Here is a 21,221-nt window from a genome sequence, read left to right as displayed (position 1 = left end):
AAATGGCGAGAGTGCGGGCCAGGCGCTCGGCGCGGCACGCGCTCTTCACCGACACCCGCACATTGCTGGTGAACGCGTGCGTCTTCGCTGCCGCGGCCGCCGCCTTGAGGCTCAGGTTGATTGAGCCGGTGGCCGCGTTGGTGGGGTTGAGCCGCACCTTGTAGGTGCCGGCTTCGGCGAGGTCGGTCAGGGCGATCGACCCCGACGCGCCGGCCGAGATAAGCCGGAAGCTGACCGCCGCGGTGCCGGACGGGGCCAGCACGCCCGCCCACAGACTGCTGGTGAAGGTGTTCGCCGCCACCTCCAGCGACAGGTCATCACCCGCCTTGGCGGTAAACGAAGCATGGATGTTCTGCCCGGGCCGGCCCACCGTCGCCTTCACCGCCGCACCGCCACGCGCGAGCACGCCGACGTCGGCCGGTTTGGACAGGGTCAGCGTCACCTTGCCGACGTCCAGCCTGCGGTCCGCCACCCGCACCGTGTAGGTGCCGGCCGCAAGGGCCCCACTGTCCCAGGCATCGTTACGGCCGGGCGAGGTTGTGATGCTGGACATGTAGTTGCCGTCCGGACCGGTGATCGTGACGGTCGCGTACGACGGCATCGTCGCCCCCGTCGCCGCGAGACTGGCGAGTACGGGCAGTTCGCACGCGTGGCCACCAACTACGACGGTCTGATCGTCTCGGTGCTGACCGAGGCGCAGTCGGAGCGTACCGGGGACTGGCGGCGAGGCGCCGGTCCGTGCCCGCTGTGCGGGATGCGGTCGGCGGACGTGGCGCAGGGCGAGGGCGCATGGCTGGCGGCGACGGTGTCGCTGGTGCTGGCCGCGGCGAAGATACGTGACCATGTCACCGACAGCGACGGCCTGTTGGGGTGCCGCCCGGTGACGCTGGCGGCACGCCGGATCGCCCACGGCTGGGTCCGTGCGAACGCCGCGGGCGGCGAACGGCTCGGCTTCGACAACGGCGGTGCTGCTCGTCACGGTCGAACGCCAGCCGGAAATTGAGCGGTTGACCGGCCCCGGCAGCTCGCTGCTGACGGTGACGGAGCCCACGGAGACGGCAACCGCCGCCGCCTTCGCTCACACCGCGGTACTCGCCGGCCGCCCAGGCAACGCCGAACCCCTGGCGGAGGCCGGCCGCCTGTTCGGTCGGCTGGCGCATCTGCTGGACGCGGTGGAGGACCTGGACGCGGACGAGGCGTCCGACGCGTGGAACCCGATTGCCGTGACCGGCACGGACCGCGCCGAAGTGCGCGCCGGCTCTGTGACGACGCCGTCCACAGAATCCGACTCGCTCTGGCAGAAGTTGAGTTCGTCGACGGGCGGCTGGTACGAGCGCTCCTGGGCGACGAGTTGGAGCGTGCCACTGACCGCGTCTTCGACCCCCGGCCTCGTCACCACCAGCGTCGCCACCAGGCGCGGGGCTCACGCATGCTGCTCTGGCCGGGACGCCGTACAGCGACGGAAATACCTTCGGAGACCGGCACGGCCTGCGGCATAGGGGCGCTTGCTGGCGCGGCCCCGGAGGGCGGCTCGATGGCGTCGAGCCGTCCGCCGGAGGGGCAGTGCCGGCGGTGTGACCAGTGGCGCCGGTTGTGCCGTGGCTGCGGGGTGTGCTCCAACTGCTGCATCTGCATCGAGGACGACGGAGAGCCCTGGCAGTTCGGCGACGGCAACCGCGATGGCGGCTCGGACCAGGGCGGTTCAGGGGGCGACGGCTGGTTCGGTGGCCGGGGTGGCGGCAACTCGGGCGGGTCAGCCGGAGGTTCGGGCGGCGGGGATCGGGGATCCGGTGGTTCCGGCGGTGGGGCGGGTGACGGCTGCTGCGGTGGTGGTGGTTGCTGCAACCCGTGCAAGTGTTGTTGCGACTGCTGCGACGTATGAGCCGGGCCCCCGGGAAGGGAACTGGGAGCGGCTGCCGTGCGCTGTCCGCGGACGCCTGGTCAGGCTACGTGGCAGCGCCGATCGAGGACCTGGGCCGACGTGGGCCGGCCGTGATGTCATCGGTGAGCACGATACGGTCGGTGGCGCACACATCCGGCCCGGCGAGCACCGCCACCAGGGCGGGGAGCACTCGCGTGGATGTCCGGGGTAGGCGGCTACCCGGCTCAGCATGCTCCTCACTCCGCCCTGCTCCTCACGCCGAGATGACGAGAACAGGGGGATGTCCGATGGACGAGGGGCGCCGGGAAGGGTTGGAGCGGATTCGCTCCAAGCTCGAGCTGATCACGCAGGTGGAGGCCGAGCACGGCTTCGGGGTGATCATCGAGGAGGCGAGGAATCCGGAGCCCGTTCCGGAACTGCCGCAGGGGGTCACCGAGGTGTTCCGCCTCTTCTCGCGGCTGGGTGCCGACCACTTCCGCTTCTTTCAGCCCGACGAGGTCCAGGGCCCAGCCGCGTGGGCGGCCCGGGCGACCGTTCCGCACTGCCCACTGGGCAGTCCCCTGGCCATCGGCTGCGAGCGCCACCGCGCCCCGGTGGACATCGAGTGCAGCTCCCGCATATGGCTGGACCTGGACGACGGGGACGTCTACTCCTACGACATCGACGACTACATCCACCTGTACAAGCACCCGGACGAAACGATCGACGTCCTGGTGTTCGCGAACGACATCGTCACATTCTTCGACCGCTTCGTCCTCGGGCCGGCCTACCCCCAGCTTGTCGCAGCCATGATCGGACCGGGCGTTGTCACTGGCCGTGACCGGCGCGGCCGATACCGGGACAGATGGTTGCGGCTGCTTGTGGAGAGCGGCCTGGCCAGGGCCGACGATGAGGAGGCGATCCGGGAGATGCCCGATGTGACCCGGTTGACTCTTGAGTGATTAACTGATCGTTTCAGAATGCCGTTCTGCGGAGACGCTGGCGGCCATGGAACAATCCCTTCAGCCACGGGCTCAGGGGGTGACGCCGTATGAAACGGGTTGGGGCTGCACGAGACCTTGTGTTCGGTTACGTCCGTGCTCTGCACGCGATTGACGAGGCCATGAGGGTGGCGATCCCCTCGCTTGAGCGATTGGCAGATGTCCTTGGCCTGGCCCGTTCGCGCCGGATAAGCCGGAGTGGACACCTCGGTACCTACTCCTACACGGTTCATGGGGCGGGATGCCGATTCGTCAGTGGCAACGGCACTGAGGTCGATGTGGACTTCGCAGCCGACGGGAGCGAAATTTTCGACCTCTGGCGGCTGCGCTGGTATGGGCTGAGCTTGCCGGAGCCTCTTGACGTCACGGACGAGGACCTGCGGTCCGCAGTGCGGTCGCTGCAACCGCTTCTGGCCGAGGTGCGGCCGGGGTGGTTCAGCGTCGCCAGCTGATCGCTTCAGGATGATGTCCGCAGACGGCGGAGGCATATGAGGCTGCAGGCCAGTTCGAGCAGGCCCTGATGGAGATCGGTGCGTCGCTCGTAGCGGGTGCGGAGCCGTTTGGACTGGTGCAGCCAGGCGAAGGCGCGCTCGACCACCCGGCGCACCTTGCCCAGTCCGGAAACGTGGGCGACACCGCGTCGGGCGATCAACGGCTTGATGCCCCGCTTCCACAGCAGGCGGCGGTACTTGTCGAAGTCGTAGCCCCGGTCCGCGTACAGACGTCGGGGCTTGCGCCGAGGGCGTCCCCGGACTCCCCGAATCGGCGGGACCGCGTAGAGCAGGGGCTGGAGCTGGGTGGCATCGTGCCGATTGCCGCCGGTGAGCGTGACGGCGAGCGGGATTCCGTGCCGGTCGACAATCAAGTGGTGCTTGGAGCCGAGGCGGGCCCGGTCGACGGGCGAGGGACCAACGTGATCCCCCCTTGAGGGCCCGAACGTGCGAGCCGTCCACGGCACAGTCGTCCAGGTCCAGCAGGTCGGCGCGGCGCAGCTCGCTCAGCAGGGCGGCGTGTAGACGGGGCCGGACGCCGGCCTCGGTCCAGTCCGGCAACCGGCGCCAGGCCGTCACGCCGGAACAGCCCACGGTCTCCGCCGGGACGTCCCGCCAGGCGACACCGGTCCGCAGCACGAACAGGACGCCAGCGAGTGCTGTTCGGTCAGGAATACGCAACCGCCCCGGATGCCGATGGTGCCGCTCGGGAGCAGGCGGCAGCAACCGGGCCACCCGCTCCCACAGGTCATCAGGAACAAGATCAGCACGCACCTCGGACACCCTGCCGACCAAGATCGCCGAGCACAAGACCCGCAGCTCAACTCATTCTGAAACGATCAGTTAGCCGATCCCGCCGGGGCCCGGCTCGACCTGCTCGTGAGAGCCTCCGCCGGCGGCGTCGCCTACCGCTACGTTCTGCCCGCCTCGCACGGCGACGTGCTCGGCGAGACCTCCGCCTTCCGCCTGCCGCCGGACGCGCGCGCCTGGCTCGGCACCTACCGGCCCGACAACGAAAGCCAGTTCACCGAGTACACCGCCGCCTCGGCGCCCACCGGAGCGAACCCCATTTTGGGTGAACCTCGCGAGTTCGAACACGATGGCGATCGGGCCGACGAACTCGGTCATGACCGTCGTGGTCTTCTTCCCGGTACGGGACGTCGCCCGCCGCACGACTACGCGCACTGCACCCGACACGCCCGGGACGAGGGCCTCGCCGTACCTCGGCAGGTCCCTTCGACCGCACCCGAGCTCCAGGGCAGAGTAAGCCCGGCGGTGACGGCGTCGGAGTCGCGGTCGATGCCGGCAGCGAGAGTGTGGAGGCTGGGCAGGTCGTTCTGTCGGACGGCGTCGAGCCAGTGAGGGAGAAACTAGCCCTGGCGCTGGGTTAGCACGACCGCAAAGGACCGGACGTGTCGGGTGAGCGCGTCGAGTTCGGGACAGTCGTGTGGACGGCCTTGAGCTGGAGTTGTTCGGGCTCGGTGAGGGTTTCCGGGCGCCTGAGAATCCATTCATCCGGAGACCGTTCGGAGTGGCGGCGGTCACCGGTCGCGGTGAGGTGCGCTTCATGTGCAGGTAGGCGCGAACGGGCTGGTAGCTGCCCTTGTGGCCGAGCGGCACGATCTCCCCGCCCACAGCTTCCAGGCGTTGGTGAAGCCCTCGGCCACAGCACTAGCGTCGTTGTGACCGGCCACGCTGCGACGTGCTGCTACAGACCGGTCGAGGGTAGGTCGGATCCGCCCGGGATGAGGGCCGGCTGAACGTCTGCCTGCTGGAGTTCGGCAAGCAGCTCGTTCTGGCCGGCGATCAGTTCGGTCAAGATGCGGCGGGCTGCGCGCAGGAGTTCGGCCACATCACCGCCGGCAAGTGCGTAGCTGACGGTCGCGCCCTCCCGGATCGAGACGACGATGCCCGAGCGGCGTAGCACGGCCAGTTGCTGGGAGAGGCTGGATGGTTCGATCTCGATCTCGCTGAGCAGGTCGCGTACCGGGACGGGGCCGTTCTGCAGCAGTTCCAGGACCCGGATCCGTACCGGGTGACCGAGCATGCGGAAGAACTCGGCCTTGGCCTGGTAGAGGGGGACCTGCATGTGAATCGCTCCCTGCCGCGTGAGGGCTGTGTCGGGGCACGGCGGCCTTCTGCGTGCCACCGCAGGCGGTGCTGCGAACCGATCCTCGTGGATGCGGCCCCGCACACCCATGGGATTGCTCTGATCTGGATGTGGCCAGTTGAAGAATTCTTCAAGTGGTGGGCGTGCGGGGCCATGGAGCACGCGGCTTGCTACACGTCCAGCCCCGCCTCGATCCGCTTGAGCTGGTGGCGGGCCATGGCCAGGTTCGATGTCTTTTTGTCGAGCACGAGATAGAGGAACAAGCCGTTGCCACCACGGCCCTTGAGGGGCCGAAGGAGATGGTTCTGGCTGCCGAGCGTGATCAGTATGTCCTCGATTTCGCCTTTGAGTCCGAGGTGTTCCATGGTGCGGACCTTGGCACGGATCACGTCCGTGTTGCCGGCTGCCGCAACAGTCAGGTCGAGGTCCTTGCCGCCCCCCATGGTGCCCAGCGCCATACCGCTGGTGTAGTCGACCAACGCGGTCCCCAATGCGCCCTCGATCGAAGTCATGATCTCCTTCAGGGAGACCTCCACATTGCTCATACCAGCATCTCCTCCTGGGGTCTCTGCGCGGCTTGGGTATCGCCCTCCCCGCCCGTGCCCAGGACCCTATGTAGTGCCCGTGCCCGGCAGTCCTGTTGTCCCCCTTTTGAACGAGGGAGGTCGAAAATGGCGGATGATGCGATAGGTATTGAACGACTGCTGGTCACGCACATGCCGTCCGAGGCCCGTGCCGCCGGGCTTGATCGTGCCAAGGTCGTGTCGCATCTTCCCCCCGAGGACTTCTACCACCGCGCCGGTGCAGTGCGGATCGGGACCGCGCTCGCGAACCCGCCCGCGGTGCCGTGGGACCGTCCCGAATCCGGGTTTCGCATTCCTTCGAAATGATGCGGTGTGCCGCTTCGCAGGGCACCGGCTTCGCCTGCATGGTGGCCGGCATGCAGGAGCCGCCGGACGCTGCGTGCTCCGTGTGTGCCGTCGTCCAACGCATTGTCCGATGGCCGTCACGTCTCCTGCCGGAGACCCCCTGCACTCTCGGACGACCTTCGGAGGCCATTATTCGAGCCCATCCGAGCCGACTTGACCCGCTCCTCAAGGCCCGGACAGTGTCAAGTGCCGCACTCATGAGCTGCGTGAAACCTGATGTCCACGGTCCTTGGATGCCAGCTGACACAGATGCTGGCACCCAAGTGCTCCGCAGAGGCAGGAATCCGTCACGGAGGAGGGCCCAGAGGAGGTTGACGCGGAGGCGGGCATAGAGAGTGCGGCCTCGATGTGACCCTTCCTTTGGCGTATTGGCTCCCATGCCCGACCTCGATCCCGGCGGGACCGCGACCGGAACGGGGACCGCGCTGCCGGGCTGTGGCTTAGGCGTCGATGATGACGGGGATGATGAGGGGCCTGCGGCGGTGGGTGCGGAACGCCCAGTTCGCGACCGCGCGGGCGACGAGCTGTTCGAGCTGGCGCGCGTCCCCGACGCCCTCCTCGGCGGCGGTGGCCAGGGTCTTCTCGATGACGGGGATGACCGGTTCGAAGGTGGTGTCGTCGTGGACGAAGCCGCGGGCCAGGAAGTCGGGGGCCTCGGCGAGGGCGCCGGTGTCCGCGTCGACGATCGCCACCACCGTGATGACGCCTTCGGCGGCGAGGGTGAGGCGGTCCTTGAGGGACGCTTCGGTGGCGCCGCCGACTTCCATGCCGTCCACGTAGACGTTGCCGGCGGGGACCTTGCCGGTGATGGACGCGCGCCCGTCGACCAGGTCGACGACGACGCCGTCCTCGGCGATGACGACCCGGTCGGGGTCGACACCGGTACGGATGGCGAGGTCGCCGTTGGCCCGCAGATGGCGCCACTCACCGTGCACGGGCATGACGTTGCGGGGCTTGACGATGTTGTAGCAGTAAACGAGTTCGCCGGCGCTGGCGTGCCCGGAGACGTGCACCTTGGCGTTGCCCTTGTGGACCACGTGGGCGCCCCACCGGGTGAGTCCGTTGATCACCCGGTAGATGGCGTTCTCGTTGCCGGGGATGAGGGAGCTGGCGAGCAGGACGGTGTCGCCCTTGCCGATGCGGATCTGGTGGTCGCGGTTGGCCATCCGTGACAGCGCGGCCATCGGTTCGCCCTGGGAGCCGGTGCACACCAGAGTGATCTTGTGGTCCGGGAGCTTCTCCAGCTCCTTGGTGCTCACGACCAGACCGGAGGGGACCTTCAGATAGCCCAGGTCACGGGCGATGCCCATGTTGCGGACCATCGACCGGCCGACGAAGGCGACCTTGCGGCCGTGCTGGTGGGCGGCGTCCAGGACCTGCTGGATGCGGTGCACATGGCTGGCGAAGCTGGAGACGATGACCCGGCGTGGCGCGGTGCGCATCACCTGCTCGATCGCCGGGTTCAGCTCACGCTCGGAGGTGGTGAAGCCGGGTACTTCGGCGTTGGTGGAGTCGGTGAGGAACAGGTCGACGCCCTCCTCGCCGAGGCGGGCGAAGGCGCGCAGATCGGTGATGCGGTCGTCGAGAGGGAACTGGTCCATCTTGAAGTCGCCGGTGTGCAGCACCATCCCGGCCCGGGTGCGGATCGCGACCGCGAGGCTGTCGGGGATGGAGTGGTTGACCGCCACGAACTCGCAGTCGAAGGGCCCGAAGCCACGCCGGTCGCCCTCCCGCACCCGCACCGTGCGCGGCCGGATCCCGTGCTCCTTGAGCTTGGCCTCCAGGAACGCCAGCGTCAGCTTGGAGCCGACGACGGGGATGTCGGACCGTTCGCGCAGCAGGTACGGCAGACCGCCGATGTGGTCCTCGTGGCCGTGGGTGAGGACCACGGCCACGATGTCGTCCAGCCGGTCCCGGATCGAGGTGAAGTCCGGCAGGATCACGTCCACGCCGGGCTGGGTCTCCTCGGGGAACAGCACGCCGCAGTCGACGATGAGCAGCTTGCCCGCATGCTCGAAGACGGTCATGTTGCGGCCGATCTCACCAAGGCCGCCCAGGGCGATGACCCGCAGCCCTCCTTCGGGAAGGGGAGGGGCGGCTTTCAGTTCGGGGTGCGGATGACTCATACCCTGACGGTACCCGGAGGGCGGGACCGGGTGATCCATTGCCTGTGTGATCTCCTTTTCCCGACGGAGCGGGGTACCCGCAGTGGGTGCCTCGGCACGATCGGATGACGCCGGCGGCCGGGGACAGGGAGTGGTGAAAGCAGTACCGCCTGCCGTGGCGAACCGTTCGCCCGGTGCTGGAGAAGATCTCGTGCACCCTGTCGTGTTTTCCGGCGTTCAGCCGCGCCCGTCTGGCGCAGGCAGTGCCGACCTACCTCGCCATCGTCCGCCGCCTTGTCTTCGATCACCTTGAGCGCGAAGGCGTCGACGTGGCCAAGCTCGCCGTCGCCTGGCAGCGCATAGCCCAGGCGACCTGATCCGCGTTCGTGCGGGGAGGGGCCGGTCACGCATGATCGGTGAGGCCCACCCGGAAAACAGTCGGCGGCGGGGAGGCCATGCCTCGCCGCCTTGTGCAGAAGAAGGGCGCGAAACTGCTTGATCACCATCGGCCGAGCCTCACGAGCGATCCAGCCCTTCGTTCCCGGCCGGATGCTGGCGCGTTTTGGCTAGCGGCTTCCGTCATGCCGTTATAGCGTTGTGATCAGCAGTCGTGGTTCCGAAGTTCCGTTCGCCCGTGATCGCCTCACGGGCGTTCTTGCTGTTCAGCGCATCTCCGGACCAGGGCGATCACCTCCCGGTCGCGCAGGGTGCGTGCCCGGTTTCCCTCAAAGGAGACAGTCATGGCCAAGGGCACAGTGAAGTGGTTCAACAGCGAGAAGGGCTTCGGCTTCATCGAGCAGGAGGGCGGCGGCCCCGACGTCTTCGCCCACTACTCCAACATCGCCAGCCAGGGCTACCGCGAGCTGCAGGAGGGCCAGAAGGTCGAGTTCGACGTCACGCAGGGCCAGAAGGGTCCGCAGGCAGAGAACATCCGCCCCGCCTGATCGCGCGCCTCGGTAAGGGCCCGGCATCCCGGCTTCGGGACGCCGGGCCCTTACCGTCTGCCGCCTGGTCAGCGGGTCAGAGCCGATCGGTGTCTCGCGTGTCCCAATGAGCCATGGGCAGGAACAGTGCGCGGAACTGCCGGTACGACGGCGCAAGGCAGGTGACAGGGCAGTGCCGGACGGGGGTGGACTGCGGCGGCTCGACCGTCGATAGCGATAACGCGGTGGCGGAGTCGGGACGAGGACTACCTTCCGGTTCGTGGAACTCCGGCCGACCGGGGTCGTTGTTCATTTCGGGTCGGGCGAGTCGGCCCCGCGCCCGCGGTGATGCTCCGCAGGGCCACAAGCCGTTCGTCAATGCCGGTCACGAATGGGCGAGTAGTCAACACAGCGTCAGCCCGTCAAAGCCAGGTTGAGCGCCGGTTCGTTCGAAGCCATGCGGCTGTGATCGGTTCATGCCGGTGTGCCGGGGCCAATGGGACGGTTGCACAGTGCCGTCCCGGATGGGGGTCTGACTCATGAGATCTATGCCGCGGTGCTTGGGCATCCATGAGCCAGCCCGCAATCACTCCTGTGTCGGCGCGCGGAGCCATGCGTCTCCGGGCGGCGGGACGAAGTAGTAACCGCCGCCCGTAGTGAGGGTGTACTTGGCCATGGCCTCGCCCTGGAGCCTGCGCTGTACCGCCTCGAAGCCCTTCTCCAAATCACTCTGGAAGCAGGAGAAGATCAGCCCTTGGTCCGGGGCCCGGTGGTAGTTGTAGCTGCGCCGGACCGGTTCTCGGGACGGGTGCCGTCCGCGCGCCAGCGCAGCTGTTGTTGTGGTAGCGCGCGAAGTGCCTGTTCTGCGGCCTGCCGTACGGCGCGGGCTGAGGAGCCGGTGATGGCGGCCTTGACCGCGGAGGCCTCGGTGCCGGGCGGCAGCCGCAGCACCGCGTGCAGCCCGGCCGCCACGCCGGTCACCTCGACGTGCGGCGCGCGCTCGGCCAGTGCCGCGACGAGCCGGTCCCGGCGGCCGCGGTACCGCTGCCGCATCCGGCGTACATGCCGGTCGTACGATCCCGAGACGATGAAGTCCGCCAGGCTCAGCTGGTCGAGGACGCTCGCCCACGCCTCGCTTGGAGCAAGAGGTCGCCATGTGACTGTGCAGGGTCCAACACGTCACCCGCGAACGAGGGCATCTTCTTCAAGGGCCGTGGCCTGTCTGTCGGCGAGGGCAAGGCGCCCTCGCCGACAGACAGCCAGGCGGCGACGTCGCCGCTGTCGATCGCAGCGATGGCGTGGTGAGCGGCAAGTAGCACGTTGGCGCACGCTCCTGGTCGCTTGCGGTGAGAACCAGGGCATGGAGCTGCGCGAAAGGCAGGGGTGCTGCGCCGCGTAGGTGAGCAGCCGTTTCGGCACTGTCGGAGGAGTCGCCCCGCAGGGCAAGGGCGCTCACGGCGGGCAGACCGACAGCCCCGGTGCCGGTTGCAACCGAAGTGAGCAGGACTTCTCGCCTGGTTAAAGCCACTGACCGGACCGGCCTCTCGGGCACGAGACAGCGAGGCTTCGGTGCCGGCAGGCTTGGCTGAGTTGCTGCACAGCAGACGTCTCGGTTCGTCGGGTTCGGCTAGGAGGCGCTGGGAGCCTCTGCATCCAGGGCGTCCAGGAGCTTGCTGGCAATACAAGGTCGCCCTCCCCGGCGACCGCAACCGGGACGGCGAACCCGTCTGGTTCTCCGGCTCGAAACTCGCCCCGGACCTCTCCCTTACCAAGATCCGCCAGCGCCTCGACGCCGGACCTCCCGACGACGAACCCGTCACCGACCATGCTGGTGAACGAGCACGGCTGCCATGCGCCGGCGCAGTACGCGACGCCGGACCCATAGTCCGGGCGAGGGTGCGAGAGTGCGTGCGTCGTGGAGGCTGTCGCTGAACGCGCTCAGCAGACGTTTGAGGCGGTTGGTCGGGGTCTCCGCGATGGCCGGCAGAGATGGCGAGGAGGACTGGTGTCCCTCTTGCCAGTGCGGCGCGAGGTCACGTTCGTTCGGTCGGGCTTGGCCGGGACAGGATCCGCGACCTCGTCGGCTTCGGCCGCCTTCCGTCCGGCGACCAGGTGTTCGTGGGGGACGTGGCGACCCATCAGCAGGACCTCGATCAGGGCCCGGGTGCCGTCCGCTCGCTGTGGGCAGCCTTCGCCGCCTGCCACCACGCGAGACCTGACCTCCGGGCAGGTTAGCGCCTCACCCCATGGTTGAAGGCGCTGATCACCGCGTGCGGGGTCATCGGGGTGAGCGGCGCTGCGGGTTTCGGAACATGGACGGCTCTTCACAGAGTCGCACGCCGTGCCGGTCACGGCGTCGCAAGAGCAGCCTCCGGCGAGCCACCCCGGCCGACCCTCATCGGATGTGCTTCGCCGGCTTGGTGGCGGCGTTGAGCAGATACTCCAGGGGGGCCGCGGCGGAAGAAGCGGGACCAGATCGCGGCGAACACGATCGCCCACCAACCGTGTCGTCCTCGGCGCGGGGGCACCAGGGAACGGCCGCGGAACCAGGTTCGGCCGGCGCAGGGCATATTCGGGAGAATTCGGTCGACTGTCTGACACGCCAGCCGGGTGATCAGGGGCCGGACGGCGGGAGTTCTTGAGCCACGCGAATGTTCGCCCCGTGTCGTTCAAGAGCGAGGCGTGCCGTGCGGGCCATGGCCTCGTCGACCATCTCACCTTCGAATGCCACAACGCCTGCTCCGTCCTGCTGCGCCGCCTCAACCGCGGCGATCAGCCGTGCGAAGCGGACGAGTTCGTCGGGCCCGGGTGAGAACACCTCGTTGATCACGGGGACATGGGAAGGATGGATCGCCATCATTCCCTCGTAGCCGAGGGAGCGGTTCTGTTCGGCGAAGGCGCGCAAGCCCGGCAGGTCGGCGACGCGCGTCCACAATCCGCTGACGGGGCAGGGCACTCCGGCCGCTCTGGCCTCCAGCAGAACGCGCGAGCGCAGTGCCACTGTTTCGGTCCCCCCGGGGCTCCAGCGGTAACCGACGGCGCGTTCCACGTCACCGCCGGGAGCGGTGAGAGCACCCAGGTAGGCGATGCGAGGGGCGGCTCGGGCGATGTCGTAGGCCTCTCGCAGGCCACGGGCGGTCTCCAGCAAGGGCACCAGGGCGACTCGTCCTGGCGGCAGGCGCTGTTCCTTTTCGCACCAGCCCAGCAGCCGGTCGGCGAGCTCCACGTCCTGCACGGAGCGCACTTTGGGGAGTACGATCCCTGCGAGCCCGGGCCGTACGATCGCGCGCAGTTCATCGGCCCCCGCCCAGCCGTCCAGTGGGTTGACCCGCACGAACAGTGCCATCCGTGCCGCCTGGTCGGTTGCCGTGGCACCGGCCCGCGCGATGGCGTCGGTCACCTGTGCTCGGGCGGCGAGCTTGCCCGAGTCGGGCACCGCGTCCTCCAGGTCGAGGATGGCCGCGTCGGCGCCCGCCGCCCGGGCCTTGGGCAGCCAATCGGTTCTGTTTCCGGGGACGAAGAGCAGGGAGCGCAGCGGGGGCCGGTCTGCCGCTGCCGGGTCCACATCGGGGAACCTGTTGGAGGACGCCTCAGATGACACCGCTCTTCTCCAGGTCGGCCAGCTCGTCCGCACTGAGCCCGAGCCACTGCCCGTAGACGAGGTGGTTGTCCTGCCCGAGGGCCGGCCCTGTCCGCCAGATCCGGCCGGGGTGCCGGCGGAAGTGCGGGATGACCGTCTGCATACGCACCGGACCGAGATCGGGGTCATCCATGGTGATGATGTCCTCGCGCTCGGCGTACACCGGGTCGGCTGCGATGTCCGCGGCGTCGAACACCCGTGAGGCCACGACTTCGGCGCGGGCGAACTCCTCGAGGCACTCACCGGCGTCGCGCTCCGCGACCCAGTCGCGCAGGCCCTCGTCCAGCTCCTTACGCCGCTCGTACTGCTGCTGCGCGGTGGCGAACTCATGCTCGGGGACTCCGAGCAGGCGGGCGATGTGGGTGACCGAGCGCAGGGTCGCGGACGTCACCGTTATCCACTCGCCGTCGCGCGAGCGGTAGGTGTTGATCACGGCAGCGGGGGCGACCGCCAGCTGGTTTCCGGCGCGTTGGGGCACTCGTCCCAGCTGATCGTGGACGATGACCTGCCACTCGACGAGACGGAACAGGGACTCGAAGAGAGCGAGGTCGATCCACTCGCCGTCGAAACAGGGGTCGTGGTCGCGGCGGTGGAGGGCGGCGAGGACGGCGAAGGCGCCCATCAGGCCGGTCACGGCGTCGCCGTGCGAGAAGCCGGTGTGGACGGGCGGGCCGTCGGGAAACCCGGTCAGGTGGACGACTCCGCTGCGCGCTTCCCCCATCTTGCCGAAGCCGGGGGCGTCCGCCTGCGACGAGGTGGCGCCGAAGCCGGAGATCTGCAGCAACACCGCCCGGGGGTTGATCCGATGTATGGAGTCCCACTCGAGTCCCCAGTCGCGCAGGCGCCCGGCGCGCAGCGTGACGATGACTACGTCCGCCCAGGCGACGAGCCGCTGGGCGACACTCCGGCCGGCCGCGTGGTGCAGATCGAGGGTGACCGAGCGCTTGTTGCGGCCGGCGACCTTGAACCACAGGGAGACACCGTCTCGTTGAGGCCCCATGGCGCGGGCCGCGTCTCCCGCCCCGGGGGGTTCCACGTGCACGACGTCGGCCCCCTGGTCGGCGAGCATCGAGCCCGCAAGTGGCCCGGCCACCACATGGGCGAACTCGACCACTTTCAGCCCCTGCAACTGCCCACATCCGGTGGTGTTCCGCTCGTTGTCCGACACCGATGCGCTCCCTCGCCCCTGCTGCCTCACCTCGTTCCCTCAGATTGCAGGAGCAGAGAAATGCCTGTCGAGCATCAGAAGGCCATGAATCAATGCGAAGAACGCATCAATCGGGAAAGGCCTTTGGCGCCGGTGCGGCGGGCGGAACCGATAGCGGGGGTTCCGGGCATGGGCATGGACCACGCGGTGTCATGCCCATGAGACCCCGGGCGGAAGAGTCCGGCCCTGGAGGCGGTAGTCCTCGAGCGTCTCCAGAAACCGCTCTGTCGACGTCGGGAGCGTTCGCCGGGCGCGCACCACGATGTCCAGGCGCCGGTCCACCACTGGGTCCACCAAGGGACGGCAGACGACGGGCCCGGCAGCCATGAGCGGGAGCACGAGCGCGGGCATCGCCGACACCCCGAGGCCGGTGGTCACCAGTCCGCCCACCGTCGCGATACTGCCCGCCTCGGCCGCCGGTACCGCATGCGCGTCGATCTGCGCGAACGCCGCATCGGTGAGCCGGCGCACGCTCGAGTTCTGGCCGACGGCAAGGAACGGCTGACGAGCAAGGTCGTCCCAGGTGAGCTCGTCACGGTCGGCGAACGGGTGGTCTTCCGGCAGGACGGCGACGAAGCGGTCCCTGACCAGGGGGCGGTGTTCCAGCGGCTCCGGGGGGTTGCCCACGGTGGTGATCGCGAAATCGGCGTCACCGGACAGGACCCGGTCCAGCACCAGCCGTTCCAGACCGTCGAGGAGGCGTACTGCCACCTGCGGCCACCGCTCACGAAAGGCGGAGATCACCTGCGGCAGGAGCACAGCCGCGACGGAGGGCAGGGTGGCCACGGCGACCGTTCCCGATTCCCCGAGCAGATACCGCTTGAGCTCCTTCATACCCGCCCTGTGAGCGGTGACGATCTGCTCGGCGACGCGCAGGGCCTCGACACCGGCAGGGGTCAACTGCACGTTGCGGGTGTCCCGTTCCAGGAGCTGGACGCCGAGTTGTCGCTCCAGATCCGCGACCGCGCGGCTGAGCGAGGACTGCGACACGTGCATGTCCGCCGCGGCCGCGGTGAAGCTCGCAGCCCGGGCGACGGCCGTGTACGCCGCCAGCTGACGCAAGGTGGTGGCCTCCATGGCCGACGAGCTTAGGGCGCACCTTCGTGAATTGATGCGTTTATCGAATAGACAGATCTCAGTTTGATGCTGGACACCGATCCGCTGGTGCTCCGAAACTCTCGCGTATCACCTCGGTCGGCCCCGCCCCGCCCACCGTCGCCGAGGGCCGTCCCCGAGAAAGCGAGCGCCGCCATGCTGGCAGCCCTGGGCTTCGCCACGATCGCCGTCCTGCTGCTGCTCACCATGACCAGACGCACCTCGGTGCTGGTCGCCCTCGTCCTGCTTCCGGTGCTGGCGGCACTCATCGGCGGCTTCGCGGGCGATCTGGGCGAGCTGATCCTCGGCGGACTGTCCAAGGTGGCCCCCACCGGCATCATGATCGCCTTCGCGGTCCTGTACTTCAGCTTGATGGTCGACGCCGGGCTCTTCGACCCTCTTATCCGCGCTTTGCTGCGCGCGGCGCGGGGCGACCCGTTGCGGGTCACCATCGCGACGGCCGTCCTCACGCTGTGCGTGGCCCTGGACGGCGACGGCGCCTCCACATTCGTCATCACCATCTCCGCGCTGCTGCCGGTGTACAAGCGGCTCGGCATGAACCCCCTGGTGCTCTCGGGAGTGGTCTGCCTGGGCGCGGGCGTGATGAACATGATCCCCTGGGGTGGCCCGACCGTTCGAGCCATGGCGGCGCTGAAGCTGGACAGCTCCGAAGTCTTCACCCCGGTGCTGCCCGCGATGGGCTTCGGCGTCCTCTGGGTACTGACGGCTTCGTACGTGCTCGGCCGCCGGGAGCGCAAGCGTCTCGGCGTGCTGTCGCCGCAGAGTCCGGCGACGGATGCAGGTGTGCGTACGGACCTGCACAAGGGCGAGGACGAGCGGGACGACCGTAACCCCGCCGCTTCGACGACCGACATGGCGCCCGCGGCAGCCGAATCGGGCCGGCAGATCACTCCCACGACGGCCGCCGGCCAGGAGCGTCAAGCCACTCTCAGGTCACCCGGAGACGGCCCCGGCGCCGCCCTGGTCCAACCCGGGCCGCGGCTCTGGCCGAACATCTTCAACCTCCTGCTCACCATCGCCCTCATGGTCTGCCTGATCCAGGAAGTTCTCCCGCTCCCGGTGCTGTTCGTCCTCGGCTTCGCGATCGCGCTGCTGGTCAACCACCCCACCTGGGAACAGCAACAGGCCCTCCTCGACAAGCACGCCAAGAGCGTTGTCCTGGTCACCACGATGATCTTCGCGGCCGGCGTCCTCACCGGAATCCTCAGCGGCACGCGGATGATCGACGAGATGGCCGAGGCGTTCGTCTCCGTCATCCCCGACTCCGTCGGATCACACCTGCCGGTCCTGGTGGCCGTCACCAGCATGCCGCTGAGCCTGGTCTTCACCCCGGACGCCTACTACTTCGGAGTGCTGCCCGTACTCGCCGAGACCGCGAACGGGTTCGGCACGGACCCGGCCGAGGTCGCCCGGGCCGCCATTCTCGGCCAGATGACCACCGGATTCCCGCTCAGCCCGCTCACCGCGTCCACGTTCATCCTGATCGGCATGAGCGGTGTGTCGCTCGGCGAACACCAGCGGTTCATCTTCCGCTGGGCCTTCGCCACCACGCTCGTCATGACCGCCGGCGCCCTGCTGGCCGGCGCCTTTCCGCCGTGACCGCCGGGAGCCCGAGGCGGGCGACCGGACCCCCACACACCAGGCACCCGTCCGGATGCCACCGAACCGAAACGAGGACCCATGAGAGGAATCGCCAGACGTACGGTGCTCGCCGCCACCGCGGGAGCGGTCGCGGCGCCGGTCGTGAGCACGGCAACCGCCACGGCCACCGACGCCACGACAACCACACCCGAAGGACGACGAGCCACCCCCGGAGTCAATCCGGTCCTGCGCACCGACCTCGTCACACGCGTGACGCCGCGGAACAACTGGCTGGTGACAGCCGTCGCCGTCCGGTACACGCACCGCATCGACTTACGCGGCGGAGTGGTCCCGACCTCCGCCTTCGAGGTGAAGGCCACCGTGGGCGGGCGAACCGAGGCTCGGACGGTGACCAGGGTGTACTCCAACACCGCCGCCGAAGTGGACGACCGGTCGCGCCCCGGACGGCCAGGAAAGTGCCTGATCATCGAGCTCGACCCGAACGACACCAACGCCCGCGCCGCCGGCACCGATCCCCTTCCGCTCGACCGCGCCTACTCCGTCAGACAGATGGCGGACGTGCTCACCCCGAACGGGAAACCGGTACTCGAAGCCGGCCCGTTCGCGATCCGGAACGACGACGTCATCACTCCCGTGGCCGACGACTTCACCGCTGGGTCCTTCACCGACTCGGCGGGGTTCGAACTGGACTTCCGGCTGTACCGGCCCGAGGGGTTCGTACGGAACCCTCGCACGCGGTACCCACTCGTCGTCACCCTGCACGGCGGTGGCGAAGTCGCGGACAACAACATGACCCAGCTGACGTCCAACCGGATCGCGGTCACGTTCGCCACACCGCAACGACAGCGCCGCAACCCCGCGTTCGTCCTCTCCCCGCAGATCCCCCTGCCCCGGCCCATGAACGGACCCGACGGCACGGACTGGACCGACGCCACGGTCCAGGGTGCGCTGATAGAACTCATCGACGCCTTCGTCAGCGAGCACTCCCGGAACGTGGACACAGCCCGGCTCTATCTCGTCGGCCTGTCCTCGGGTGGGCGCGGCATCTACAGCCTGCTGGCGAAGCGCCCCAACGTGTTCGCGGCTGCCCTGCCCACCGCCGGCTGGGGTGACGTGACCGCCATGGAAAGGATCACCCACATCCCCATCTGGGCCGACCACTCCGTCGACGACCCGGTCGTCCCCTACCGCGAGGGCCGGTTCGGCAACCCCGGCACCTGGACGCTGATGAACGCGCTGGAGGCCGCCGGTGCACGGGTCAGCCGGGGGGAGTGGGCCAACGATCTGCCGAAGGCACAGTTCGAGGCCCGGTCCCGGGCGCTCCTGCGGCAGGCTCGCGCCACACGCAGCCACGTGCTGTTCACGAGCTACACGGCCGGCACGACACCGGTGAACGCACACCTCTCATGGGCCCAGACGTACGAGAACGACGTGGTCATCGACTGGCTCTTCGAGCAGGCCCGTTGACCGGCCGCACCCGGCGCCCTTCCTTTCCATTTCCGCACACGCACGAGGAGTTCCCTTCCGGTGAATCCGGCAGCGCTCACCGTCCGGTGCACCCTGCGCTGTCCGATCACCCCTCTCACAGCATCCCGGAGGTAAAGCAATGCGTCCCTCCCGCAATTCGGCCGACACGACCGCGCCGTTACGGATCCGGCCCCGCGCCATGACGGTACTGGTCACATTGGCGACCACCCTCGGCCTGACGCTGACTCTGCTGACAGCCGCCGCCCGGCCGGCGGCCGCCGCCGTGGACTTGCTGTCCCAGGGCAGGCCCGTGACCACCTCGTCCACCGAGATGCCGTCCACCCCCGCGTCGGCGGCGGTGGACGGCGACAGCCGGACGCGCTGGTCGAGCAGCTTCAGCGATCCGCAGTGGCTGACAGTCGATCTGGGCGCCACCGCCACCATCAGCCAAGTGGTGCTGCGCTGGGAAGCCGCGTACGCCCGCGCGTTCCGGATCCAGACCTCCGACAACGGCACCACGTGGACCACCATCCACTCGACCACGACGAGCACCGGCGGCGTGCAGACCCTCGACGTGGACGGCCAGGGCCGGTACGTCCGCATCCACGCCACCCAGCGTGGCACCGCCTACGGCTACTCGCTGTGGGAGTTCCAGGTGTACGGCTCCCTGGACGGTATCCCTCCGGGCACCGGCATCCCGGACCCGACGACCGCGTCGCTGGAGGCAGCCAACGGCCCACTGACCACCGCCACTTACGCCGTTCCCAGCCCGAGCGGGTACGGCTCCGGCACGGTCACCTACCCGACGGCCAGTGGCTCGTACCCGGGTGTCGTACTGATGCCGGGCTATCAGGGCACACAGCAGAACCTGGAGTGGCTGGCACCGCGCCTCGCCTCCTGGGGCTTTGTCGTCATCAACGTCGGAACCAACACACTGACCGACGATCCCGAATCGCGCGGCCGCCAGATCACGGCCGCCGGCACCCAGCTCCTCGCGCTCGGCAACGCTCCCGGCAACCCGATTTCGGGGAAGCTCAACGGCACCCTTGGCGCGGCCGGTCACTCGATGGGCGGTGGTGGCGTCATGGCGGCCCTCCGGGACGACCCGCGCTTCAGGGCGGGCGTGCCCACGGCCCCGTACCATCGCGACCCGAACTTCTCTGGGGTCACCGACCCCACGTTCTTCCTGACCTGTCAGAGCGACCCGGTCGCCCACGGCAACGACTACGCTGTGCCCTGGTACAACTCCATGTCCCAGGCCGAGAAGCTCTACATCGAGGTGCCCGGCGACCATCTGTGCCCTATGACGGGCTACGGCAACAAGGCCAAGCAGGGCAAGTGGATCGTGTCCTTCTTCAGCCACTGGCTGCGAGCCGATACCCGCTTCGGTCCGTTCCTGTGCGGTTCCCAACGGGATGCCGACAAGAACAACACCGATCTGGTCATACGCTGGATCGACACGTGCCCGTTCTGACCGGTTCGCTCCCGGGGTGATGAGGGGCGGCGCCGGCGGCCGGCGGGCGACCGGGGTGAAGGACGGGGCGGTGTGAGCCGCCCCTGGTGATTCGCGCTCGGCCGGAGGGGTACCTGCGGCGGGGTACGACGCGCGCATATCCGGGAGGTATCCCATGGGCAAGCTCGGCGACATGATGAACAAGGCAAGGCAGATGGCCAAGGGCCACCCCGACCAGGCCGACAAGGGCGTCGCGGGCGCTGAGCGAGCGGTCGACCAGCGGACGGGCAACAAGTACGACTCCCGGACCGACAAGGCCGCCGACGCCGTGCGGCGCTCCTACCGCGACGGCGGTACGCCGGAACGCTGACCCGGTACGGCCCGGCTTCCCGTCCCAGGTGCAGCCCGCCGGGGACGGGAAGCAAGCGGTCAGCCGCGGACGCCGGCCCGGCCGACGACGTAGCGGAACACTCCCGCCACGACGTGCACCACCGGCACCCGTACGGCGTGTGCCGGACCCGCGCGCAGGAAGACGCGCACTCCGTCCTCGGACGGCACGCACGCAGGGACCGACGGGCGTCAGGCCGGGGGGACCGCGTCCTTGTACGCCGCCGGCGCCGGACAGGCCGCCGCTGCCTACTGCCTCTACCTGCACCACCTGGCGCTGGGGGAGCGGGACACCGCGGACTTCTGGCGCCGCCAGACCGATGATGTCCAGCCCCCGCCCGAACCCGCCGCGTTCGACCACGCGGGAGCCTGGCGTCCGGCAGATCACCGGATCGCGAGCACCTCCACCACCCACTTCATGCGGATCCTGCGCCACCTTCCCCAGCAGACCGTCCGCTCACGACCGCCCGGGGTCAGCAAGCTCATGGCCTACATCCCGACCGCTGTGGCGGCCGGCTATCTCCGCGAGCCCGATGCCGAGCCCTCTGCCCGGGCACGAGTTCGCCCGCCTCATCAACAGGCTCCTGACCGCGGCCGACCGCCCCTCCACCTGGGACACCTCGCCAACCCGCTCCAAGACCAGTTCGTACGCCAGAGCCGCTGACCGCGAGCACCGGCAGACGATTCCCGAGCAGATGGGCACCGCCAAACGCTGAACACGCAAGGACGGGCCGGGCCGGGCACCACGCGTGGCCGCGGCTGCACCTGCTGTTTTGCTGTGTGTGAGTGAGCCTGGGCGCACGGGTGACTCGGCAGGTGAGGGGTTGGGGACGCAGTCCCGAGAGGCGCGCGATCCAGCCGGATGCGGCGTTGCCGCGGCCTGAGTGGGGGAGCGGGGCGCAGGGCATCGGGGCAGGGAGGCGGTGAGG

The 21,221-nt window shown here is 68.9% G+C and carries 19 protein-coding genes and 5 pseudogenes; 12 read left to right on the top strand and 12 right to left on the bottom strand.

Going from position 1 to position 21,221, the window contains the following annotated elements:
• Positions 1-601 (bottom strand): hypothetical protein (locus K4G64_RS29380; RefSeq protein ID WP_221758992.1); only part of this gene is annotated, 601 nt, incomplete at its 3' end.
• Between the two features lie 48 nt (positions 602-649).
• On the opposite strand from K4G64_RS29380, the pseudogene K4G64_RS29375 reads away from it, so the two are divergent.
• Positions 650-1,882: pseudogene (locus K4G64_RS29375) on the top strand (DUF5685 family protein).
• A gap of 97 nt (positions 1,883-1,979) precedes the next feature.
• On the opposite strand, the pseudogene K4G64_RS41150 reads toward K4G64_RS29375, so the two are convergent.
• A pseudogene (locus tag K4G64_RS41150) lies at positions 1,980-2,072 on the bottom strand (metallophosphoesterase); the annotation flags it as partial.
• A 97-nt stretch (positions 2,073-2,169) separates the two neighbouring features.
• Here K4G64_RS41150 and K4G64_RS29370 point away from each other — a divergent pair.
• Together K4G64_RS29370 and K4G64_RS41550 are read left to right on the top strand one after the other, a co-directional pair.
• On the top strand, positions 2,170-2,823 hold the full coding sequence (locus tag K4G64_RS29370) for a hypothetical protein (protein ID WP_221758989.1): 654 nt from the start codon (positions 2,170-2,172) through the stop codon (positions 2,821-2,823).
• An 89-nt stretch (positions 2,824-2,912) separates the two neighbouring features.
• A complete protein-coding gene (locus K4G64_RS41550; RefSeq protein WP_221758988.1) occupies positions 2,913-3,314 on the top strand; it encodes a hypothetical protein in 402 nt (133 codons plus the stop codon).
• Between the two features lie 5 nt (positions 3,315-3,319).
• On the opposite strand, the gene K4G64_RS29360 is transcribed toward K4G64_RS41550, so the two are convergent.
• Positions 3,320-4,127, bottom strand: a protein-coding gene (locus K4G64_RS29360) for an IS5 family transposase (protein WP_374206457.1) whose coding sequence is annotated in 2 segments (ribosomal slippage) — positions 3,320-3,773 and positions 3,772-4,127 — 810 coding nt in all. Because the reading frame shifts where the segments join, the coding sequence is not laid out codon by codon here.
• A 72-nt stretch (positions 4,128-4,199) separates the two neighbouring features.
• On the opposite strand from K4G64_RS29360, the pseudogene K4G64_RS29355 reads away from it, so the two are divergent.
• A pseudogene (locus K4G64_RS29355) lies at positions 4,200-4,412 on the top strand (glycoside hydrolase family 97 N-terminal domain-containing protein); the annotation flags it as partial.
• Between the two features lie 649 nt (positions 4,413-5,061).
• Here the strand turns inward: K4G64_RS29355 and K4G64_RS29350 are convergent.
• Together K4G64_RS29350 and K4G64_RS29345 are read right to left on the bottom strand one after the other, a co-directional pair.
• Positions 5,062-5,442 (bottom strand): helix-turn-helix transcriptional regulator, encoded by a 381-nt coding sequence (locus K4G64_RS29350; RefSeq protein ID WP_191848598.1) that lies wholly within the window; start codon positions 5,440-5,442, stop codon positions 5,062-5,064.
• A gap of 191 nt (positions 5,443-5,633) precedes the next feature.
• Positions 5,634-6,008 carry a hypothetical protein gene (locus K4G64_RS29345; RefSeq protein ID WP_221758986.1) on the bottom strand — a complete coding sequence of 125 codons (375 nt, stop codon included), beginning with the start codon at positions 6,006-6,008 and terminating at the stop codon, positions 5,634-5,636.
• A 126-nt stretch (positions 6,009-6,134) separates the two neighbouring features.
• Between K4G64_RS29345 and K4G64_RS29340 the strand changes: the two are divergent.
• Positions 6,135-6,353: pseudogene (locus K4G64_RS29340) on the top strand (GNAT family N-acetyltransferase); the annotation flags it as partial.
• A 479-nt stretch (positions 6,354-6,832) separates the two neighbouring features.
• Here K4G64_RS29340 and K4G64_RS29335 read toward each other — a convergent pair.
• On the bottom strand, positions 6,833-8,518 hold the full coding sequence (locus K4G64_RS29335) for a ribonuclease J (protein WP_221758985.1): 1,686 nt from the start codon (positions 8,516-8,518) through the stop codon (positions 6,833-6,835).
• 173 nt (positions 8,519-8,691) lie between these two features.
• Between K4G64_RS29335 and K4G64_RS29330 the strand changes: the two genes are divergently transcribed.
• Together K4G64_RS29330 and K4G64_RS29325 are read left to right on the top strand one after the other, a co-directional pair.
• The gene (locus K4G64_RS29330; RefSeq protein WP_221758984.1) at positions 8,692-8,874 is read left to right on the top strand and encodes a hypothetical protein; all 183 of its coding nucleotides are present in this window, start codon (positions 8,692-8,694) and stop codon (positions 8,872-8,874) included.
• Positions 8,875-9,237: 363 nt separating this feature from the next.
• Positions 9,238-9,441: a cold-shock protein gene (locus K4G64_RS29325; RefSeq protein ID WP_014670069.1), complete on the top strand. Its 204-nt coding sequence runs from the start codon at positions 9,238-9,240 to the stop codon at positions 9,439-9,441.
• 565 nt (positions 9,442-10,006) lie between these two features.
• Here the strand turns inward: K4G64_RS29325 and K4G64_RS29320 are convergent.
• The 5 genes and pseudogenes from K4G64_RS29320 to K4G64_RS29300 all read right to left on the bottom strand — a co-directional run bounded on the left by K4G64_RS29320 (position 10,007) and on the right by K4G64_RS29300 (position 15,344).
• Positions 10,007-10,168, bottom strand: coding sequence for a Dyp-type peroxidase domain-containing protein (locus K4G64_RS29320; protein ID WP_308122523.1), 162 nt, complete (start codon positions 10,166-10,168; stop codon positions 10,007-10,009).
• A gap of 152 nt (positions 10,169-10,320) precedes the next feature.
• A pseudogene (locus K4G64_RS29315) lies at positions 10,321-10,554 on the bottom strand (PLP-dependent aminotransferase family protein); the annotation flags it as partial.
• 1,480 nt (positions 10,555-12,034) lie between these two features.
• Positions 12,035-13,021 carry a CoA ester lyase gene (locus K4G64_RS29310; protein WP_308122522.1) on the bottom strand — a complete coding sequence of 329 codons (987 nt, stop codon included), beginning with the start codon at positions 13,019-13,021 and terminating at the stop codon, positions 12,035-12,037.
• Entirely contained in the window at positions 13,011-14,228 is a 1,218-nt protein-coding gene (locus K4G64_RS29305; RefSeq protein WP_221758983.1) for a CaiB/BaiF CoA-transferase family protein, read from the bottom strand. The genes K4G64_RS29310 and K4G64_RS29305 overlap by 11 nt, the downstream gene beginning before the upstream one ends.
• Before the next feature lie 189 nt (positions 14,229-14,417).
• The gene (locus tag K4G64_RS29300; RefSeq protein WP_221758982.1) at positions 14,418-15,344 is read right to left on the bottom strand and encodes a LysR family transcriptional regulator; all 927 of its coding nucleotides are present in this window, start codon (positions 15,342-15,344) and stop codon (positions 14,418-14,420) included.
• Positions 15,345-15,518: 174 nt separating this feature from the next.
• Between K4G64_RS29300 and K4G64_RS29295 the strand changes: the two genes are divergently transcribed.
• The 4 genes from K4G64_RS29295 to K4G64_RS29280 all read left to right on the top strand — a co-directional run bounded on the left by K4G64_RS29295 (position 15,519) and on the right by K4G64_RS29280 (position 20,275).
• Complete coding sequence (locus K4G64_RS29295) at positions 15,519-16,982, top strand: CitMHS family transporter (protein WP_221758981.1); 1,464 nt, start codon at positions 15,519-15,521, stop codon at positions 16,980-16,982.
• A gap of 81 nt (positions 16,983-17,063) precedes the next feature.
• Complete coding sequence (locus K4G64_RS29290; RefSeq protein WP_221758980.1) at positions 17,064-18,452, top strand: prolyl oligopeptidase family serine peptidase; 1,389 nt, start codon at positions 17,064-17,066, stop codon at positions 18,450-18,452.
• A 199-nt stretch (positions 18,453-18,651) separates the two neighbouring features.
• On the top strand, positions 18,652-19,926 hold the full coding sequence (locus K4G64_RS41145) for a discoidin domain-containing protein (protein WP_221758979.1): 1,275 nt from the start codon (positions 18,652-18,654) through the stop codon (positions 19,924-19,926).
• Between the two features lie 154 nt (positions 19,927-20,080).
• Positions 20,081-20,275, top strand: a complete 195-nt coding sequence (locus K4G64_RS29280; protein WP_221758978.1) for an antitoxin — start codon at positions 20,081-20,083, stop codon at positions 20,273-20,275.
• Between the two features lie 59 nt (positions 20,276-20,334).
• On the opposite strand, the gene K4G64_RS40590 is transcribed toward K4G64_RS29280, so the two are convergent.
• Positions 20,335-20,463 (bottom strand): hypothetical protein, encoded by a 129-nt coding sequence (locus tag K4G64_RS40590; protein WP_260461129.1) that lies wholly within the window; start codon positions 20,461-20,463, stop codon positions 20,335-20,337.
• A gap of 43 nt (positions 20,464-20,506) precedes the next feature.
• Here K4G64_RS40590 and K4G64_RS29275 point away from each other — a divergent pair, with 43 nt between their 5' ends.
• Positions 20,507-20,956: a hypothetical protein gene (locus K4G64_RS29275; protein ID WP_221758977.1), complete on the top strand. Its 450-nt coding sequence runs from the start codon at positions 20,507-20,509 to the stop codon at positions 20,954-20,956.
• The last annotated feature ends 265 nt before the right edge of the window (positions 20,957-21,221 follow it).

The organism is Streptomyces sp. WAC04114 (assembly GCF_019733245.1).
GTDB lineage: Bacteria > Actinomycetota > Actinomycetes > Streptomycetales > Streptomycetaceae > Streptomyces > Streptomyces massasporeus_A.
This window is presented reverse-complemented; position numbering and strand designations above follow the sequence as displayed.

What these genes read in the sequence shown, in the direction of transcription:
- K4G64_RS29290 (WP_221758980.1), top strand. Translation starts at nt 17,064, where the DNA reads ATGAGAGGAATCGCCAGACGTACGGTGCTCGCCGCCACCGCGGGAGCG.
- K4G64_RS29350 (WP_191848598.1), bottom strand. Translation starts at nt 5,442, where the DNA reads ATGCAGGTCCCCCTCTACCAGGCCAAGGCCGAGTTCTTCCGCATGCTC.
- K4G64_RS41145 (WP_221758979.1), top strand. Translation starts at nt 18,652, where the DNA reads ATGACGGTACTGGTCACATTGGCGACCACCCTCGGCCTGACGCTGACT.
- K4G64_RS29295 (WP_221758981.1), top strand. Translation starts at nt 15,519, where the DNA reads ATGCTGGCAGCCCTGGGCTTCGCCACGATCGCCGTCCTGCTGCTGCTC.
- K4G64_RS29280 (WP_221758978.1), top strand. Translation starts at nt 20,081, where the DNA reads ATGGGCAAGCTCGGCGACATGATGAACAAGGCAAGGCAGATGGCCAAG.
- K4G64_RS29370 (WP_221758989.1), top strand. Translation starts at nt 2,170, where the DNA reads ATGGACGAGGGGCGCCGGGAAGGGTTGGAGCGGATTCGCTCCAAGCTC.
- K4G64_RS29345 (WP_221758986.1), bottom strand. Translation starts at nt 6,008, where the DNA reads ATGAGCAATGTGGAGGTCTCCCTGAAGGAGATCATGACTTCGATCGAG.
- K4G64_RS29300 (WP_221758982.1), bottom strand. Translation starts at nt 15,344, where the DNA reads ATGGAGGCCACCACCTTGCGTCAGCTGGCGGCGTACACGGCCGTCGCC.
- K4G64_RS41550 (WP_221758988.1), top strand. Translation starts at nt 2,913, where the DNA reads ATGAAACGGGTTGGGGCTGCACGAGACCTTGTGTTCGGTTACGTCCGT.
- K4G64_RS29325 (WP_014670069.1), top strand. Translation starts at nt 9,238, where the DNA reads ATGGCCAAGGGCACAGTGAAGTGGTTCAACAGCGAGAAGGGCTTCGGC.
- K4G64_RS29335 (WP_221758985.1), bottom strand. Translation starts at nt 8,518, where the DNA reads ATGAGTCATCCGCACCCCGAACTGAAAGCCGCCCCTCCCCTTCCCGAA.